20 protein-coding genes are annotated in these 18,908 nt (G+C 55.9%); 5 read left to right on the plus strand and 15 right to left on the minus strand.

All coding sequences use genetic code 11. The annotated features are described in order from the left end of the window. The first annotated feature begins 10 nt into the window (after positions 1-10). From mliC to pdxY, 4 genes are all read left to right on the plus strand, one after another. Positions 11-334 (plus strand): C-type lysozyme inhibitor, encoded by a 324-nt coding sequence (gene mliC, locus VPX56_RS10005; RefSeq protein ID WP_131634474.1) that lies wholly within the window; start codon positions 11-13, stop codon positions 332-334. 57 nt (positions 335-391) lie between these two features. Continuing rightward, positions 392-1,048, plus strand: coding sequence for a pyridoxamine 5'-phosphate oxidase (gene pdxH, locus VPX56_RS10010; RefSeq protein ID WP_131634524.1), 657 nt, complete (start codon positions 392-394; stop codon positions 1,046-1,048). Between the two features lie 125 nt (positions 1,049-1,173). After that, a complete protein-coding gene (tyrS, locus tag VPX56_RS10015) occupies positions 1,174-2,448 on the plus strand; it encodes a tyrosine--tRNA ligase (protein ID WP_131634475.1) in 1,275 nt (424 codons plus the stop codon). 66 nt (positions 2,449-2,514) lie between these two features. Next, entirely contained in the window at positions 2,515-3,375 is an 861-nt protein-coding gene (pdxY, locus tag VPX56_RS10020) for a pyridoxal kinase PdxY (RefSeq protein WP_326471455.1), read from the plus strand. Positions 3,376-3,434: 59 nt separating this feature from the next. Here the strand turns inward: pdxY and gstA are convergent, their stop codons facing one another. The 12 genes from gstA to blr all read right to left on the minus strand — a co-directional run bounded on the left by gstA (position 3,435) and on the right by blr (position 13,535). Continuing rightward, a complete protein-coding gene (gene gstA, locus VPX56_RS10025; RefSeq protein WP_326471457.1) occupies positions 3,435-4,040 on the minus strand; it encodes a glutathione transferase GstA in 606 nt (201 codons plus the stop codon). 109 nt (positions 4,041-4,149) lie between these two features. Next, positions 4,150-5,658: a dipeptide/tripeptide permease DtpA gene (gene dtpA / locus VPX56_RS10030; RefSeq protein ID WP_131634478.1), complete on the minus strand. Its 1,509-nt coding sequence runs from the start codon at positions 5,656-5,658 to the stop codon at positions 4,150-4,152. A 613-nt stretch (positions 5,659-6,271) separates the two neighbouring features. Further along, positions 6,272-6,907 (minus strand): endonuclease III, encoded by a 636-nt coding sequence (nth, locus tag VPX56_RS10035; RefSeq protein ID WP_131634479.1) that lies wholly within the window; start codon positions 6,905-6,907, stop codon positions 6,272-6,274. Beyond that, a complete protein-coding gene (locus VPX56_RS10040; RefSeq protein ID WP_131634480.1) occupies positions 6,904-7,590 on the minus strand; it encodes an electron transport complex subunit E in 687 nt (228 codons plus the stop codon). The genes nth and VPX56_RS10040 overlap by 4 nt, the downstream gene beginning before the upstream one ends. A gap of 2 nt (positions 7,591-7,592) precedes the next feature. Next, entirely contained in the window at positions 7,593-8,213 is a 621-nt protein-coding gene (gene rsxG / locus VPX56_RS10045) for an electron transport complex subunit RsxG (protein ID WP_131634481.1), read from the minus strand. Between the two features lie 10 nt (positions 8,214-8,223). Beyond that, positions 8,224-9,276: an electron transport complex subunit RsxD gene (gene rsxD / locus VPX56_RS10050; RefSeq protein WP_131634482.1), complete on the minus strand. Its 1,053-nt coding sequence runs from the start codon at positions 9,274-9,276 to the stop codon at positions 8,224-8,226. Then, positions 9,277-11,208: an electron transport complex subunit RsxC gene (gene rsxC, locus VPX56_RS10055; RefSeq protein WP_326471465.1), complete on the minus strand. Its 1,932-nt coding sequence runs from the start codon at positions 11,206-11,208 to the stop codon at positions 9,277-9,279. Then, complete coding sequence (gene rsxB, locus VPX56_RS10060) at positions 11,201-11,779, minus strand: electron transport complex subunit RsxB (RefSeq protein ID WP_131634484.1); 579 nt, start codon at positions 11,777-11,779, stop codon at positions 11,201-11,203. Before rsxB ends, rsxC begins: the two co-directional genes overlap by 8 nt. Continuing rightward, a complete protein-coding gene (gene rsxA, locus VPX56_RS10065; protein WP_131634485.1) occupies positions 11,779-12,360 on the minus strand; it encodes an electron transport complex subunit RsxA in 582 nt (193 codons plus the stop codon). Before rsxA ends, rsxB begins: the two co-directional genes overlap by 1 nt. Positions 12,361-12,436: 76 nt before the next feature. Then, entirely contained in the window at positions 12,437-12,877 is a 441-nt protein-coding gene (locus VPX56_RS10070; RefSeq protein WP_263609381.1) for a DUF2569 domain-containing protein, read from the minus strand. Between the two features lie 86 nt (positions 12,878-12,963). Further along, complete coding sequence (gene ydgT / locus VPX56_RS10075; RefSeq protein ID WP_131634487.1) at positions 12,964-13,179, minus strand: transcription modulator YdgT; 216 nt, start codon at positions 13,177-13,179, stop codon at positions 12,964-12,966. Between the two features lie 230 nt (positions 13,180-13,409). Beyond that, a complete protein-coding gene (blr, locus tag VPX56_RS10080) occupies positions 13,410-13,535 on the minus strand; it encodes a division septum protein Blr (RefSeq protein ID WP_168112406.1) in 126 nt (41 codons plus the stop codon). Between the two features lie 241 nt (positions 13,536-13,776). On the opposite strand from blr, the gene VPX56_RS10085 reads away from it, so the two are divergent. Further along, on the plus strand, positions 13,777-14,817 hold the full coding sequence (locus tag VPX56_RS10085; protein WP_326471471.1) for an oxidoreductase: 1,041 nt from the start codon (positions 13,777-13,779) through the stop codon (positions 14,815-14,817). A gap of 53 nt (positions 14,818-14,870) precedes the next feature. Here VPX56_RS10085 and add read toward each other — a convergent pair whose 3' ends face one another. The 3 genes from add to malX form a co-directional block, all read right to left on the minus strand. Next, on the minus strand, positions 14,871-15,872 hold the full coding sequence (gene add / locus VPX56_RS10090) for an adenosine deaminase (RefSeq protein ID WP_326471473.1): 1,002 nt from the start codon (positions 15,870-15,872) through the stop codon (positions 14,871-14,873). 96 nt (positions 15,873-15,968) lie between these two features. Beyond that, the gene (locus VPX56_RS10095) at positions 15,969-17,141 is read right to left on the minus strand and encodes a MalY/PatB family protein (RefSeq protein WP_326471475.1); all 1,173 of its coding nucleotides are present in this window, start codon (positions 17,139-17,141) and stop codon (positions 15,969-15,971) included. Between the two features lie 48 nt (positions 17,142-17,189). Beyond that, positions 17,190-18,782 (minus strand): maltose/glucose-specific PTS transporter subunit IIBC, encoded by a 1,593-nt coding sequence (gene malX, locus VPX56_RS10100; protein ID WP_326471477.1) that lies wholly within the window; start codon positions 18,780-18,782, stop codon positions 17,190-17,192. Positions 18,783-18,908 lie beyond the last annotated feature (126 nt).

Here is an 18,908-nt window from a genome sequence, read left to right on the forward strand (position 1 = left end):
GAATACGCCCATGAAAAAATATCTTCTTCTTGCTCTCCCTCTATTGATGACAGGGTGCAGCGCCTATAACCAACTCGTTGAGCGCATGCAGACCGATACCCTGGCGTATCGCTGCGATGAAAAGCCGCTGACCGTAAAAGTGAATAATCCGCGTCAGGAAGCAAGCTTTGTCTATGACAACAAACTGCTGACCCTTAAGCAGGGGATGTCGGCCTCGGGCGCGCGCTATACGGACGGTATCTACGTGTTCTGGTCTAAAGGCGACAGCGCAACGGTCTATAAACGCGACCGTATCGTGCTGAACAATTGCCAGTTAGAAAACCCGAAGCGTTGAGATTTTCACAGGGGCGGCGCACAATAGCGCCACCCAATGTCAATTTCAGCTAACGCCATGTCAGATAACGACGAACTGCAGCAAATTGCGCATCTGCGCCGTGAATACACCAAAGGCGGCCTGCGTCGCCAGGATCTTCCCGCCGAACCGCTGGTGCTTTTTGAACGCTGGCTGAAACAGGCCTGTGAAGCGAAGCTCGCCGATCCCACGGCGATGGTCGTCGCAACGGTTGATGAAAACGGCCAACCCTATCAGCGTATCGTGCTGCTCAAGCACTATGATGAGAAAGGGCTGGTGTTCTACACCAACCTCGGCAGCCGCAAAGCACACCACCTGGAAAACAATCCGCGCATTAGCCTGCTGTTCCCCTGGCATATGCTGGAGCGTCAGGTCATGGTGACGGGCAAAGCCGAACGGCTCTCCACCCTGGAAGTCGTGAAGTATTTCCACAGCCGCCCGCGCGACAGCCAGATTGGCGCCTGGGTGTCAAAACAGTCCAGCCGCATTTCGGCCCGCGGCGTGCTGGAAAGCAAATTCCTCGAGCTGAAACAGAAATTCCAGCAGGGTGAGGTTCCGCTGCCCAGCTTCTGGGGCGGTTTCCGCATCCCGATTGAACAGATGGAGTTCTGGCAGGGGGGCGAACATCGCCTTCACGACCGCTTTTTATACCAGCGCGAGAACAGCGGCTGGAAAATCGACAGACTGGCACCCTAATCCCCGAAATTTGTTGTGTTAAGCGCTAGCGCTACGTGCGCCAGCGCTTTATTCTATGGTCCTTTCGCATCAGGCGAAAAGTCGTGTACCGGCAAAGGTGCAGTCGTTTATACATGGAGAATTGGATGGCAAGCAGTAACTTGATTAAACAATTGCAAGAGCGGGGCCTCGTGGCTCAGGTGACGGACGAGGAAGCGTTAGCAGAGCGACTGGCGCAAGGGCCGATCGCGCTCTATTGCGGCTTCGACCCCACCGCTGACAGCTTGCATTTGGGGCATCTTGTTCCATTGTTATGCCTGAAACGCTTCCAGATGGCGGGCCATAAGCCTGTTGCACTGGTTGGCGGCGCGACCGGTCTGATTGGCGACCCAAGCTTCAAAGCCGCTGAGCGTAAACTGAATACCGAAGACACCGTGCAGGAGTGGGTAGATAAAATCCGCAAGCAGGTGGCACCGTTCCTCGACTTCAACTGTGGCGATAACGCTGCGATTGCCGCAAACAACTACGACTGGTTTGGCGGTATGAACGTACTGACGTTCCTGCGTGATATCGGCAAGCACTTCTCTGTTAACCAGATGATTAACAAAGAAGCCGTTAAGCAGCGTCTGAACCGTGACGACCAGGGCATCTCCTTTACCGAGTTCTCCTATAACCTGCTGCAGGGCTATGACTTTGCCTGTCTGAACAAACTGCACGGCGTTGCCCTGCAGATTGGCGGTTCCGACCAGTGGGGCAACATTACGTCCGGTATCGACTTAACCCGTCGTCTGCACCAGAATCAGGTCTTCGGCCTGACCGTACCGCTGATCACCAAAGCTGACGGCACCAAGTTCGGTAAAACCGAAGGCGGCGCGGTGTGGCTCGATCCGAAGAAAACCAGCCCGTACAAGTTCTACCAGTTCTGGATCAACACGGCGGATGCCGACGTTTACCGCTTCCTCAAGTTCTTCACCTTTATGGACATTGAGGCCATCAATGCTCTGGAAGAAGAAGACAAAAACAGCGGTAAAGCCCCGCGCGCGCAGTACGTGCTGGCGGACGAAGTGACCAAACTGGTTCACGGTGAGGAAGGGCTGGCTGCGGCAAAACGCATCACCGCGAGCCTGTTCAACGGTACGCTGAGCGACTTAAGCGAAGCAGACTTCGAACAGCTGGCGCAGGACGGCGTTCCAATGGTTGAGATGGAAAAAGGCGCAGATCTTATGCAGGCGCTGGTGGACTCCGAGCTTCAGCCGTCTCGCGGCCAGGCGCGTAAAACCATCGCCTCCAACGCGATCACCATCAACGGTGAAAAGCAGGCTGACCCGGAATATACCTTCGTCGACGGCGATCGTCTGTACGGCCGTTACACGCTGCTGCGTCGCGGTAAGAAAAATTACTGTCTCGTCTGCTGGAAGTAAATAAAAGTGCTCAGGGGCGTGGGAAACCACGCCCCTTTTGTTTTTTCAGGGTTTGGTAAGCAAAAAATGAAGAACATCCTCGCCATTCAGTCCCACGTTGTGTTTGGACATGCTGGCAATAGCGCAGCGGAATTCCCGATGCGCCGCCTCGGTGCCAACGTCTGGCCCCTAAATACCGTACAGTTTTCCAACCACACGCAGTACGGCAAATGGACCGGCTGCGTCATGCCGCCCTCGCATCTGACGGAAATCGTTCAGGGGATTGCGGATATCGACCAGCTGAAGCGTTGTGACGCGGTGCTGAGCGGTTATCTCGGCTCCGCAGAGCAGGGGGAGCATATCCTCGGCATCGTGCGTCAGGTGAAGGCGGCGAACCCCGAGGCAAAGTATTTCTGCGATCCCGTCATGGGGCATCCGGAGAAGGGCTGCATCGTTGCGCCTGGCGTAGCGGAGTTTCACGTCCGCCATGCGCTGCCGGCCAGCGATATCATTGCGCCAAACCTGATCGAGCTGGAAATCCTCTGCGAGCATGCGGTTAACAGCGTTGAAGAGGCTGTAAGCGCTTCTCGTGAGTTAATTGCGCAGGGGCCGGAGATTGTGCTGGTCAAGCATCTTGCGCGTGCAGGGCTGAGCAAGGACCGTTTTGAGATGCTGCTGGTCACCAAAGACGAAGCGTGGCACATCAGCCGCCCGCTGGTGGATTTTGGCGTGCGTCAGCCTGTGGGTGTCGGTGACGTTACCAGCGGCCTGCTGCTGGTGAAGCTGCTGCAGGGGGCGAGCCTGCGCGATGCGCTTGAGCACGTCACAGCGGCAGTCTATGAGGTCATGATTGCAACGAAAAATATGCAGGAATATGAGTTGCAGGTGGTCGCGGCGCAGGATCGTATCGCGAAGCCGGAGCATTATTTCAGCGCCACGCAACTGTAAGAGCAACGATTTTGTAGGCCGGGTAAGCGCAGCGCCACCCGGCAATACAGGCCGCTCGGTTAGTTCAACCCTTCCGCCTTTAGCGCCGCTGCGACGGCAGGGCGTTCCGCTACGCGCTGCATGTAAGATGCAACGTGGTCTAACCCTTCCATATTCAGCTTAACCGCGCGCGCCCAGCGCAGAACGGTAAACAGATACGCATCGGCAATGGTAAAACGCGCGCCGCAAATCCACTGTTCGTCCTTCAACGATTCGTTAACGTACTGCAGCTTTTTCTCCAGCAGCGTACGCACGGTCGGCTTGTACTCTTCCGGAGTATCCGGGCGGAACAACGGCGTGAAGCCTTTGTGCAGTTCGGTGGCAATGTAGTTCAGCCATTCCAGCGTCTTGTAGCGGGAAATGCTGCCGGTGGGTGCCAGCAGTTGACGATCCGGCACGTTGTCCGCGAGGAACTGCATAATCGCCACGCCTTCGGTCAGCAGCGTACCGTCATCCAGCAGCAGAGCCGGAACTTGTCCTTTGGGGTTGATCGCAAAAAAGTCATCGCCGTTCTCGAGGCGCTTTTTCATCAGATCAACGCCATCCAGCGTGAAATCTTTGCCGCTCTCGCGAAGGGTGATATGGGAAGCAAGAGAGCAGGCGCCCGGTTTATAGAACAGTTTCATCGGTAACTCCTTTTTGCTGAGGTTCCAGCTATGTTAGTGTGCGTTCGAATAAAAAAAAAGCCGCTAATGCATTAGCGGCTTTTTTCTTTTCAGTCGTTTCCCGATGACGTTACGCGGTCGCGGTTTCGTTCGCCTTTGCGGATTTGTCGTCGTCCTGAGTCATACGGTTCAGCTTCGGAGCAGTCAGCAGCATCAGCACTGCGATTACCGCAGTAGCAATACCAATCTGCATGAACACGGTGCCGTACACGTTCAGGGAAAGCAGCGGGTCGGTGACGTTTTCCGGAACCGCCATCAGGTTAGCAATCTTACCAGCGATGATGGCCGCACCGGCGGTGGTCAGGAACCAGCTACCCATGATGAAGCCCATCAGGCGCTGAGGAACCAGCTGTGCCACCATTGCCAGTCCCAGACCGGAGATCATCAGCTCGCCGATAGACTGCAGGGCGTAGCTCAGGATCAGCCAGTTAACGGAGACGATACCCGCGTCGGACGCAAATTTGGTCCCCAGCGGCAGCACCAGGAATGCGCCAGAACACAGTACCATGCCCACCGCGAACTTGTGCGGCATTGGCAGACGGTCGCCCATCTTGTTATAGATTGCGGCCAGGATAGGGGAGCCAATCATGATCCAGAACGGGTTCAATGCCTGGAACTGCTCAGGTTCGAACGCGATACCCAGAATGGAATGCTCGACGTTACGAATGGCAAAGAAGTTCAGAGAGGTTGGCATCTGGCTGTACAGAACGAAGAAGATAATCGCTTCCAGCATCAGGATGAACGCCACAATCATCTTACGACGAGCAGCACCCTGCATGGCGAAGGCTTCTTTCGCAAAGATGCAGACGATACCCAGCGCAACCACACCCAGAACGGCGCGAGCAACACCCTGGTTATGCAGCAGCCAGGTCGCGATTGCAGCGAGGACCACAACGCCCACGATGGTGGCCAGCAGTTTACCCATGTGAACCGGCTCGAAGTCAGGTTTAGAACCGTAGTCTTTAACCCAGCTGCGGCAGAACAGGAAGTTCACCACGGTGATCAGCATACCCACGAAGCTCAGCGCAAACGCCACACTCCAGCCGAATTTCGCGGCGAGCCATGGTGTTGCCAGCATAGAGAAGAATGAACCAATGTTGATGGACATGTAGTACATGGTGAATGCACCGTCCAGACGTGGGTCATCTTTGTTATAGCAGGTAGAGAGCAGGGAGGAAGGGTTTGCCTTAAACAGACCATTACCGACGGCAATCGTCGCCATACCCATATAAACCACAGCCGCATCGTGCCCGGACCATGCAACCAGACCATAACCAATTGCCAGAACAACAGCGCCCAGCATAATGACGCGTTTGGTCCCGAGGACTTTATCGCCCAGCCAGCCGCCGATGGCAACCAGGCCGTACACCAGTGCACTGAAAGAAGAGAACAGTGTGATGGAATCCGCTTCCGACATACCCAGTTGTTTAACCAGGTAAACAGCCATGATCCCTTGCAGGCCGTAGTAACCAAAACGCTCCCATAACTCGATGGAGAAGATCAGATAGAACGCTTTTGGTTGTTTAAAAGCGTTAAGGCTCACGCTTTCATCTGTTGGTTTATTGTTTGCAGTAGACACATATACCTCTTTTTTTACATCCCATATTAACGGGGGTGTTCATAGCGTGATGACCGTAGTCCATCCGCTTTATAGTTATATTGGGAGGGGAAACGGCGGGTAATGTTCACTATCCTGACTCGTCTGGCAATACGTTTGTAATACTCTGTTACATATAACTGAGGTGGTATAATCATCCGAACATGCAAATGTTATTTAGCGTTAAATCTCATTGGTTGAGTATTGTTGGTTTTTTTCACTACGAAAGCCCCTGTAAAGTGGCTGTATGGCGATATGTTCTGCTATTTACCCTTAAAGGCAGTGATATAGCCCATATTCTGAAAAATGACTGGTCTTATCTGCGGCGTATGATCGGTTAAATCTTATCTGGCAAAGGCTTTACAAAGCTTTTAACAACAAAAATTCAACATGACGTTATCAGAGTGATCTTGATCACATATGTATAGAAATTTTTGGTGATGAAAAAACAATTAACCTGTTTGAGTGTTATATAACCGAACAATCGATAAGGTAACTAGCGTGCCTGGCGGACAATAATGGGTCAACAGGAAGGTCTGCAGTTAGGCCTTCCTTTTATAAGGGATTGAATGCGTGGAAAGAAAGGCAACGCGCGTCAGGCGTACACTTTTTCTTTAAATTCGCAGAGATCTTCAATGATGCACGAGCCGCAGCGGGGCTTGCGTGCGATGCAGGTATAGCGCCCGTGCAGGATCAGCCAGTGGTGGCAATCGACCTTAAACTCGGCGGGAACCACTTTTAACAGCTTCTCTTCTACCTGCTCAACGTTTTTGCCGGGGGCGAAGTTCGTGCGGTTAGAGACGCGGAAAATGTGCGTATCAACGGCGATGGTCGGCCAGCCGAAGGCCGTGTTCAGCACCACGTTGGCCGTTTTACGGCCAACGCCCGGCAGAGCTTCCAGCGCCGCGCGATCTTCCGGCACTTCGCCACCGTGTTGTTCCAGCAAGATACGGCAGGTTTTAATCACGTTTTCGGCCTTGCTGTTAAACAGGCCAATGGTTTTGATGTACGACTTCACGCCGTCAACGCCAAGCTCCAGCATCGCCTTCGGCGTATTAGCCACCGGATAGAGCAGGGCAGTGGCCTTGTTGACGCTTACGTCCGTGGCCTGGGCAGAAAGCAGCACCGCGATCAGCAGCTCAAACGGTGAGTTAAAATTCAGCTCCGTCGTGGGATGTGGATCTTCATTCCGCAGACGGGTCAGGATCGCAATGCGTTTCTCTTTATTCATGAAGCCTTCTCGGGTATCCCTTCCTGTACGCTGCGCTCGGCCGCGCGGCGCTTACGTTTTTCATCAATGAGGTATTTTATCGCCAGCATCATGCCAAGGCCAATAAAAGCGCCGGGTGGAAGCATCGCCAACAGGAACGGCGTGTCGGTGTGGAAAACTTCGATGCGCAATACCTTAGCCCAGCTGCCCAGCAGCGCATCTGCACCGTCAAACAGGGTGCCGTTGCCCAGAATTTCGCGCAGCGATCCCAGCACGAACATTGCGCAGGTTGCGCCCATACCGATGGCGAAACCATCGAGAGCCGACATTGCCGGGCTGTTCTTCACGGCAAAGGCTTCTGCGCGCCCGACCACAATACAGTTGGTCACGATAAGCGGAATGAAGATCCCGAGCGACTGGTACAGACCAAACGCGTAGGCGTTAATCAGCATCTGGACGACGCTCACCACCGACGCAATGATCATGACGTAAATCGGAATACGGATTTCCGTAGGCGTCCAGCGGCGCAGTGCGGAGATGGACAGGTTGGTCAGGGTCAACACCAGCGTGGTAGCCAGCCCCAGCCCCAGGGCGTTAGTGGCGGTCGATGTCACCGCGAGAAGCGGACACATCCCCAGCAGCTGCACCAGCGCAGAGTTGTTCTTCCACAGCCCCTGAACGATAACCTCTTTAACCTGGCTCATGACTACTCCTCACAGGCCGGAAGATTGTTGATCTGCGCGGGCAACGTTTCAGCGTATAGCCCGGCTCGTTTCACGGCGTTAACCACCGCGCGCGGCGTGATGGTCGCGCCGGTAAACTGGTCGAATTCGCCGCCGTCCTTTTTCACCGCAAAGGCGGTATCGTTTTCGCCATGAATGATTTTGCCGGCAAAATGGAGGATCCAGTCGCTCAGGCGCGTTTCGATTTTATCGCCAAGGCCCGGCGTTTCGTGATGTTCCGTCACGCGGGTCCCGAGTACGGTACCGGAAAAATCAGTGCCCACGAGAAGCTGAATCGCGCCTGAATAGCCGTCCGGCGCCGTTGCCTCCATTACGGCACCCACTGCGCTATCGCCTTTGCGGGCAATGAAGACGCGGTGCGTACCTTTGCCAAGCTGCGGTGCATCCACAATAAAGCAGCTTTTCTGCAGGTCATTATCGTAGAAATCAGACGGGATGACCTGATCGAACAACGCTTTTTGCTGCTTCACTGCCTGTTCATCGATGGTCGTTTTGGTCAGGGCGTTGACCAGGGCGGTTAGCCCTGTCAGTACGGCGGCGAAAATGGCCAGCGTGACGCCGTGTTTTTGCATTGTTTTCAGCATCGCGAAACCCTTACCGGTGGCCGTATACGCGCGGACGCGTGTAATAGTCGATGAGTGGAACAGTGATATTTGCCAGCAGCACCGCGAAGGCCACACCGTCCGGATAGCCGCCAAAGCTGCGGATCAGCCACACCAGAAGCCCGGCAAGTGCACCGAAAATCAGACGTCCACGGTTGGTGGTCGACGCCGTTACCGGATCGGTCAGAATAAAGAATGCGCCCAGCATGGTGGCACCGGAGAGCAGGTGCATCTGCGGGCTTGCGAAGGATGCAGGATTAACTACCCACCCCAGCGTTGCGCAGACGCCCAGCGTGACCAGGAAACTGACCGGGATATGCCAGCGAATTGCTTTTTGCTGCAGCAGGAACAGCCCACCGAGAAGGTACGCGAGGTTGACCCACTGCCAGCCCGCACCCGCCAGCATGCCGCTGTAGATGGCAGATTTCATGATCTGCTCAACGCTCTGCCCGGCATGCAGTGAGGTTTTGAACGTATCGAGCGGGGTCGCCTGGCTGATACCGTCCACGCCCATCCGCAGCGAGTTCATATCGGCACCGAGCGCCGTATGGCCGGTAAAGATAACCTGCAGGGCGTCCATGAAGCCCGGCACGGTGGCGGCAATCTCATGCGGCGGCAGCCAGCTTGTCATCTGCACCGGGAAAGAGATCAGCAGCACCACGTAGCCAATCATCGCCGGGTTAAAGGGATTATGCCCTAATCCGCCGTAAAGCTGTTTGGCGATAATCACCGCAAACGCGGTACCCAGCACCACCATCCACCACGGTGCGAACGGCGGAATACTGATCGCCAGCAGTAGGCCGGTCAACAGGGCCGAGTTATCGCTAAGAATGCGGGGAACGTCCATCTTGCGCAGCTTGAGGACCAGCGCCTCCGCGGCCAGGGCGCTGGCGCAGCCCAGGACTATCTGGAACAGGGTTCCCCAGCCGAAAAACCAATACTGCACGGCGATGCCCGGCAGCGCGGCCAGGCAGACCAGCATCATAATGCGCGATGTCTGGCGCTGGTTATGGGTATAAGGGGAACTTGCGATTCTGAAAACCATTTAATCCTCGTTAACTGCATGCTGTGCGGCTTTCTTCGCCTGAACGCGCGCGATCGCGGCGGCGACGGCAGCTTTGCGCGGGTCGTCGTTAGCGGCCTGCGGCTGTTCTTCCTGCTGAGCGGCTTTTCGCGCTTTGGCGCGGGCAATCGCGGCTTCGACCGCGGCCTTGCGGGGATCGACCGGCGCTTTAGGTTCAGCTACCTGTTCCTGTTGCGCCGTTTTCCGCGCTTTGGCACGGGCAATCGCCGCTTCAACGGCGGCTTTACGCGGATCGACATCCGTTTCAGGCTGTGGCGCGCTTTGCGCTTTTTCCGCCTGACGCGCGCGCGCCTCGGCCTTGCGCGCTTCACGGGCGGCAATCACCTCGCTGTTATCCGGCTTCTCGCCAGCGGCGATGACAACAGGCTGTGCGGCGGTTGCTTTTTTCTCGCGAACGCGAGCCAGCGCGGCCTTGATTGCATCCTGATCCTTTTCACCTGGCTGCACGGCGGCTTGCTTGTGTCGCTCCTGACGAGCGGCCTTCTCGCGCTCCAGTCGTGCCTGACGGGCTTCGAAGCGCGCTTTTGCTTCGGCGGCGCGTTTTTCTTCCATGGAAATGGCGTAAATCTCCGCCTTTTCCTGGCGGAAATATTGCACCAGGGGGATGTTGCTCGGGCAGACCCAGGCGCAGGCACCGCATTCAATGCAGTCCGCCAGATTGTGCGCCGTGGCTTTATCGTGCAACTGGCCTTTGCTGTACCAGTAGAGCTGCTGCGGGAGCAGGTCTGCCGGGCAGGCATCGGCACAGGCGCTGCAGCGGATGCAGCCTTTCTCTTCCTGCTCTTCGCCCATTTCCGTTGGGGAAGGGGCGAGCAGGCAGTTGGTAATTTTAACCACCGGCACGTCCAGCCACGGCAGGGTAAAGCCCATCAGCGGGCCGCCCATAATCACCATCTGATCGCTGCCGGGGCAAAACTCGGCCTGTTCCAGCAGATGGCGCACGGGAGTACCCAGACGCGCCCAGACGTTACCCGGACGGGAAACCGATCCGCCGGTCAGGGTCACCACGCGCTCGGTGAGGGGTTCTCCATCCACTACCGCGCGTTTAACGGCATAGGCCGTACCCACGTTCTGCATCAGCACGCCGATATCAGATGAACGTCCGCCGTGCGGAACCTGCTTGCCGGTCAGAATTTGGGTCAGCTGTTTTGCGCCGCCAGACGGATACTTGGTTGGAATAACGCGCAGGCTAATATCGTGGCTGCCTGCCAGGACCGCACGCAGCATGGAAATGGCCTGCGGTTTATTATCCTCTATCCCAATCAACACTTCGCGCGGCTGCAGAATATGGGCAAGGATGCGGATACCTTCCACCACCTGCGCGGCGCAGTCCTGCATCAGGCGATCGTCGGCGGTAATATAAGGTTCGCATTCGGCGGCGTTAATGATTAACGTTTCAATTTTGTCGCCGCCGCCGCGCAGCTTCGTGCCCGTCGGGAAGCCTGCCCCGCCAAGGCCGGCCACGCCGAACTGATGAACGCGTTCGATCAGATCTTCACGGCTGCGGGAGCGGTAATCGCTCCAGCCGTCGCGCTCGATCCAGCGGTCTTCGCCGTCGGCTTCAATCATCACGCTTAGCTCAGAGAGCGCCGATGGGTGTGCAACGGTATGCGGGGCAATTGCAACGATTGTGCCGGAGGTGGGGGCGTGAACCGGCAGCATGCGTCCGCGACCAAAGGTCAGCGGCTGTCCGCGAAGAACGCTATCGCCTTCTTTAACGCACAGCTCACCCTCTGCGCCGATATGTTGTTTCAGCGGCATAACGTAACGGGTCGCCAGCGGAATTTGGCGCAGCGGCGTGCCGTTGGACTGGGTTTTCATTTCCGGCGGATGGATACCGCCGTCGAAGTCCCAAATCTTCTCTTTTCTGAATGCAGAAAATAACTTAAGCATGTTGTTCCACGGGAATGTTGCGAACCGGAATGGTTTGAAGATCCCACTTCCAGCTTTCGGTAGTCGTCTCGACCGGGCGTAACGTTATGCACTGCGTCGGGCAGGGGGCGACGCAAAGGTTACAGCCGGTGCACAGATCCGCCACAACGGTGTGCATGGCGCGCGTTGCGCCGACAATGGCGTCAACGGGACACGCCTGGATACACTTGGTGCAGCCAATGCAGTTCGCTTCGTCAATGACCGCCAGCGCGCGGACCGGCTCCTGCGCCTCAACATCGCCGTCCACAGGCTGCGGATCGACGTTGAGCAGGGCGGCGATTTTCAGCATCACCGCTTCGCCACCCGGCGCACAGCGGTTAATTTTTTCACCCTGAACGCCAACGGCTTCCGCATAGGGACGGCAGCCCGGGTAGCCGCACTGGCCGCACTGGCTTTGCGGCAGAAGCTCATCGATTTTTTCAACAACGGGATCGTCCTCAACCGCGAAACGGCGGGAGGCGTAACCCAGAATCAAACCAAACACCAACCCCAGAACGCTGATGGCGGCGATGGCAATCCAGATAGCATTCATTACAACTTCACCAGACCACTAAAGCCCATAAAGGCCAGAGACATTAAACCTGCGGTGACCAGCGCTATCGCATTTCCCCGGAAGGGGGCAGGGATATCTGCCGCCGCCAGGCGTTCGCGTATAGAGGCGAACAGCACCATCACCAGAGAGAAACCGACGGCGGCAGAGAAGCCGTACAGCGCCGATTGCATAAAATTATGTCCGAGGTTGATGTTCAGCAGCGCCACGCCGAGCACGGCGCAGTTGGTGGTGATCAGCGGCAGAAAAATACCCAGCAGGCGGTACAGCGCCGGGCTGGTTTTACGCACCACCATTTCGGTAAATTGCACAACCACCGCAATCACCAGAATAAAGGACAAGGTGCGCAGATAGATCATGTCCAGCGGGATCAGGATCCAGGTATCAATCAACCATGCGGAAATGGAGGCCAGCGTCATCACGAAGGTGGTCGCCAGCCCCATGCCCATTGCGGTCTCCAGCTTTTTGGAAACCCCCATAAACGGGCACAGGCCAAGGAACTTCACCAGTACGAAGTTGTTAACCAGCACAGTGCCGACAAAGAGCAGTAAGTAATCGGTCATTATTTAGCCTGAAATAAAAAAGCCGCCTATTATCGGATAAACCACAACAGGCGACAACAGGTTAACTGTAAGGTTATTACGGGTTAACAAAAGTTCTCTTCACGCGCGCCGAGCGTTTGAAGTAGGGCACCAGCAGTGCGGTGGCCAGCAGCGGGAAAAGCAGCTGGCGAACGGCCAGAGCGTCAGAAACCGGTGCAAAGGCAAAGACCTTAATCGCCAGCAGGACTGAAATCAGCAGCCAGATAATGTAGTGCTTAGGCACACCTTTACGGCGCTTAAAGAACGCAATGGTCAGCCACAGCGTGTAGTACCACATCGCTATCGCGAAAGCGAAAGAGACAAACCACATCACGATGTTGAATACGCTTTGGGACATTAACGTCTTAATGGCGTGAGGGGTAACCAGCGCGGTGGTATAAAGCAGAAGCCCAAGCGATGCGCTTAATAAGGCAAGCAGCAGCCATGCCAGCGGGGCGATTAACCAGCCTCCAATTCTCTCTCCAGGCGTTGCGGTCATGAACTCTCCGATAGGTCTGCGCGAAATGTTATACAGAAATTTGCAGGGCGCTGAGTATATAACATTTCACACGGATGGCTACTTTCTTATAAAACGTATCGCCATACGGACTTGGGCACTTCACCCACGTTGAACAGCCGTCCACCGGAGACAAGCTCAGCGCGACGGTGATCGGCGGCGCGATACATATTGATGACGTCCTGATTATCCGACAGCGTGTAGTTCAGGTGGTCAAACAGTTTTTCCAGGCTCTCAAGGGAATTGATCTTGCGGAATTTTAATAAATAGTCCTGAACTGTCATGTTAATAAGCTTCCATATAAAAGGAGTAATACCGGCAACGGTAATTCGATCGAATAATAAACGGATTAATTAAGACGTAAACAGCCCACTCAGATAACGCGACTAAATTAGGAGTTTTCTTTGCTGAAAGATCAGGCATCAGGAGATGCCTGGAAAGAAGGGTAACCGCGTTCAACAAGACTGGCAACAGCTAACTGACATAATGTGTCACGCTTTATTGCCGTGCTCGATCACTTCGGTTGTGCGACTGTGACAGGCTCCGGCGGCTGGTAGTTATCGATGTGGCTGGCAACGCCAAGCAAAATGACCGATACCCCAAGAACAATCCATCCCGCTAATTCAATGATTCGATTAATAATTGACGTCATGATTCGTGTTTGTAATTTATCCATAAATACAGATTGCAAATGTTACAGCGACCTATTCGAGACGGCAAGTGCTTTGGGAACGGTTCCCCTAATCAAAATCAGAAGGTTACATTATTTTAACAAAAACGGCTGGTGCAGGATGCTATTTTAACGCCTATGGCACATTATTAATCGGTAATGAACCAGAATAGCCAGTGTGAAATAAGATAATTCCTTAGAGGGCATTGCAATGAGTGACAGCATCCGTGTCGGGCTTATTGGTTACGGTTATGCGGGTAAAACCTTTCACGCGCCTTTGATTGCCGGGACGCCGGGAATGACGCTTGCGGCAGTTTCAAGCAGCGACGCAGCCAAAGTTCATGCCGACTGGCCCAACGTTCCCGTTGTTTCTGAACCTAAGCATCTTTTCAACGATCCGAATATTGATTTGATTGTGATCCCGACGCCAAATGATACCCACTTCCCGCTGGCAAAAGCCGCGCTGGAGGCGGGGAAGCACGTGGTGGTTGATAAACCCTTCACCGTGACGTTGTCACAGGCGCGCGAGCTGGAGGCGCTGGCAAAAAGCCTCGGCAGGCTGCTTTCGGTGTTTCACAACCGACGCTGGGACAGTGATTTCCTGACTATTAAGGCGCTGCTGAGCGAGGGGACGTTGGGCGAAATCGCGTATTTTGAATCGCATTTCGACCGCTACCGCCCGCAGGTGCGTAATCGATGGCGGGAACAGGCAGGCCCGGGCAGCGGCATCTGGTACGACTTAGCCCCGCATCTACTTGACCAGGCCGTTAATCTCTTTGGTCTGCCGGTGAGCATGACCGTCGATTTGGCTCAGCTCCGGCCGGGCGCGCAGGCGACGGACTACTTCCACGCAATATTAAGCTATCCACAGCGGCGCATTATCCTGCATGGGACGATGCTCGCCGCGGCCGAATCTGCGCGCTATATCCTCCACGGCACCCGGGGAAGCTACGTGAAGTTTGGTCTGGACCCGCAGGAAGATCGCCTGAAAAACGGGGAGCGTTTACCGCAGGAAGACTGGGGATACGATATGCGTGATGGGGTGGTCACGCGAGCCGAGGGCGAGACGCTGGTGGAGGAAACGCTGCTGACCCTGCCAGGCAACTATCCCGCCTATTACGCCGCCATCCGCGATGCGCTTAATGGCTCAGGAGAAAACCCGGTTCCGGCGAGCCAGGCGATTCAGATTATGGAGCTGATTGAGCTGGGCATCGAATCTGCCAAACATCGCGCCACGCTCTGTCTGGCATAAGTTCTGAATGTTCTTGTAGGCCGGGTAAGGCGTAGCCGCTACCCGGCAAATGCTCAACCGCGAGCCACTTTATCCTTCAGCGCCTGCTTCTCCGCGGGCGTCAGGAAGGCGATTTCGAGCCCGTTAATCTGCGCCTGGCGGATCTGCTCGCGGCTCAGGCCCGCCTGCGGCGCAGCGGTGTTATATTCATGAATAATATCCACGCCCTGAACCGCCGGATCGTCGGTGTTCAGCGTGGCCAGCACGCCGTGTTCCAGGAAGGTTTTCAGCGGGTGCTGCGCCAGCGACGACACCGTGCTGGTCTGGATGTTGGACGTCAGGCAGGATTCAATACCGATACGCTGCTCCGCCAGGAAATCCATCAGGGCGCGATCTTCTACCGCCTTCACGCCGTGGCCGATGCGTTCGGCACCCAGCTCGCGAATAGCCTGCCAGATGCTTTCCGGACCTGCCGCTTCACCGGCATGCACGGTGATGTGCCAGCCCGCATCGCGCGCGCGGTTAAAGTGGGAGAGGAACAGGCTGCCCGGGAAGCCAAGCTCGTCACCGGCCAGATCCACCGCGGTGATCTTGTCACGATGGGCCAGAAGAGCTTCCAGCTCCTGAAGACAGGCGCCTTCGCCGAAGGTACGGCTCATGATGCCAATCAGTCGAGCCTGGACATCGAACGCGTTGCATCCTTCACGCACGCCTTCAATTACGGCTTCCACCACGCCAGCGATCGGCAGGTTGTGCGTCATCGCCATGTAGCCGGGTGAAAAACGCAGTTCGACATAATGCAGTCCGTTGCGGGACGCATCCTCAATGTTCTCGAATGCCACGCGGCGAACGGCATCCAGCGAGGCCAGCATCTTCACGCCCCAGTCGAGTTTGCTCAGGAAGCTCACCAGATCCGGTTCGTTTGAGGTGACCTGCACGTGCGGGATCAGCGCGTCTATCGTTTGAGCGGGAAGGGGTAAATTGAACTGGCGGCCAAGATCGAGAATGGTTTGGGCACGAATGTTACCGTCAAGGTGGCGGTGAATATCTGTTAAGGGCAGGCGTGTATCAATCATGGTCGCACTCTTTTCTGGTTAAAGTGCGCCATATTATAAAAACAAAACGAGGTAAAAAGCTATTTGCGCAAGGGAATATTCCGTTGCGCAAAAGCATTACAGAAGGGTATTGATGCCGGCAATGAGGCGCGTCACCCCTTGTTCCAGCTTGCTGCGAGGGCAGCCAGCGTTCAGGCGAACATAGCCGTTACCCTCTTCACCGTAGGTATATCCCGGCATGATGGCGACCTTTTCCTGCTCAATCAGCACCTTTTGCAGGGCACCGTCATCAATACCCAGCGGGCTGAGATCGATCCACGCAAGATAGGTCGCCTCTGGCGGCTGCCAGTTAAGTTTCGGAAAAGCACCGTTCAGTTCGCGAGCGATATAGTGCAGATTTTCTTCAAGATAGGCCCGCAGCGCGTCCAGCCAGGCTTCACCCTGCTGATAGGCGGCAATGTGCGCGGTAAGCGCCAGCACGGAAGGGGATGAAAGACCATCGCGGCCCTTGAGCGCGCTAAGATAGGCGTCACGGCTTTCGTCATCGCCAATCAGGCCGTATGCCCCGGTGAGCGCCGGAATGTTGAAGCTCTTGGAGCCGGAGGTCAGCAGCGCCCATTTGCCGCGCGCGACGTCGTTCCACGGCGTGTGGGAATGGTCTCCCCATACCATGTCCATGTGGATTTCATCGCTAATCACCGCCACGCCATAGCGTGCGCACAGCCCGGACATGTGCGCGAGTTCTTCGTGCGTCCAGACCTTGCCCGTCGGGTTCTGCGGACTGCAGAGCAGGAGGATTTTGTTTTCCGGTTTCGCCAGCGCCGCTTCAAGGGCTGCCATATTACCCTGCCAGCCGGTGGTCTGTTTCTGCATCGCGACAGGCACTACCGCGCGCTGGTTGCCCTCTATCGCTTTATAAAATGCGTCATAAGCCGGCGTATGCACCACCACGCCATCGCCGGGGTTCGACCAGATACGGATCAGCTCGGACACCATGTAGATAACGGAAGGGCCATACGCCAGAGTCGTCGTATCAATACGGCTGTTAAAACGCTGCTGGAACCAGTGGGCGACCGCCGCCAGAAATTCCTCGTTTTTCCAGCGGCTATAGCCAAACACGCCGTGGTTAATGCGCTGATGCAGCGCCTCGGTAATGCAGGGCGCGGTGGCAAAATCCATATCCGAGATGGTAAACGGCAGCAGGTCTGCCGCGCCAAAGCGGTCGGCCACGTAGTCCCACTGGGTGCACCAGGTGCCGTGGCGATCCACGACGGTAGAAAAATCAAACATGACGTTAATCCTTAAAGTAAAACCCCCTCATGAGAGGGGGCTGAGGCATCAGGCTTCTACTGTTCGCATCAGGGTTGCCAGTTCGTCTTTCACCGACTGCACCTGCGGGCCGATAACCACCTGCAAATTATGCTGATTTAACTGTACCACACCGATGGCGCGGTTGGCTTTTAGCGCGTTGGTATCGACTTTGGACATATCCGCCACCGACAGGCGCAGGCGGGTGATGCAGTTATCCAGCGAGGTAATATTTTCCGCGCCGCCCAGCGCCGCCAGAATAGCAGGGGTGTTGTAGCCGGATTTTCCTACCGTACCGGCAACCGCCTGCTCAACGCTGCTGGCGGTATCCAGATCGCGGCCCGGTGTTTTCAGGTTAAAGCGGGTGATAGCGAAGCGGAAGATACCGTAGTACACCGCGAACCAGATTGCCGCCACAACCGGCACCAGATACCACTTGGTAGACAGGCCGTGCAGGATGCCGAATACCACGAAATCAATCACGTTACCGTCGGTGTTGCCGATGGTCACGCCCAGCACGGCCATGACGGTAAAGCCCAGACCGGTCAGCACGGCGTGGATGAGGTACAGCACCGGCGCAACGAACAGGAACAGGAATTCGATGGGCTCGGTGGTGCCGCCGACAACGCAGGCAATCACGCCGGAGATCAGCAGGCCCTTAATTTTATGACGGTTTTCCGGGCGAGCACAGTGGTACATCGCCAGCGCCGCGCCCGGCAGGCCGCCAAGGAAGGCTGGCATTTTACCCTGTGACAGGAAGCGGGTGGCGCTCTCGGAGAAGCCGTGCGTGGTCGGACAGCTCAGCTGCGCCTGGAAGATGGTTAGCGCGCCGCTCACGTCGTGACCGCACACGTCCATGGTGCCGCCCGCTTCGGTAAAGCGAATCAGCGCCACCAGAATATGCTGCAGGCCAAACGGCAGCAGCAGACGTTCGCCGGTACCGAAAATCATCGGACCAAAATCACCCGCGCCATTAATGATGCGACCAATGCCGGCGATGCCCATCGCAAAGACCGGCCAAATCAGCGGAATGATCAGGCCAAACAGCCCCATGACCACGAGGGTAATAATCGGCACAAAGCGGGTGCCGCCGAAGAACGCCAGCGCGTCCGGCAGGCGAATGTTGTGGAAACGCTCGTGCAGCATCCAGATGATCACGCCTGCGATAACCGCGCCGAGGATCCCGGTATCAATGGACTGAATACCAATCACGCTCTGGATGTTGTTCGCCTTCAGGATAGCGGCATCGGTAGTCGGCAGAATGCCTTTCGCGGTCAGCCAGAAGTTGACCGCCAGGTTCATCACGGCATAACCAACGAATCCGGCAAATGCAGCCACGCCTTTGTTCTCACGCGCCAGACCCAGCGGGATGGCGATACAGAACATGACGGGCAGGAAGCTGAACGCAAAGGAGCCGACCTTGCTCATCCAGATGAAGATCGCCTGCAGCACAGGATTGCCGAGGAAAGGAATTAGCGTGATGACATCATGGCTGCTCAGCGAGCTGCCGATCCCCAGCATGATCCCACAGAATGAGAGAAGCGCCACGGGCAGCATAAAGGTTTTACCCAGTTGCTGGAAAAACTCCCACAGCGATATTTTTTGTGCTGCTTTCGCCGTCATAAAACGACTCCTTGATGGTTTGAAAAGATTTACCTGCGTCAATGCAGCGAGAAGATAAAACGTTTTATCAAATTTTAGTGCGCGCTAAATCACATTCTCAGGCTTTTACTGGTAGTATAAAGATAA

The sequence above is a fragment of the Enterobacter wuhouensis genome, from assembly GCF_035835995.1.
In the GTDB taxonomy this organism is placed as follows: domain Bacteria; phylum Pseudomonadota; class Gammaproteobacteria; order Enterobacterales; family Enterobacteriaceae; genus Enterobacter; species Enterobacter wuhouensis.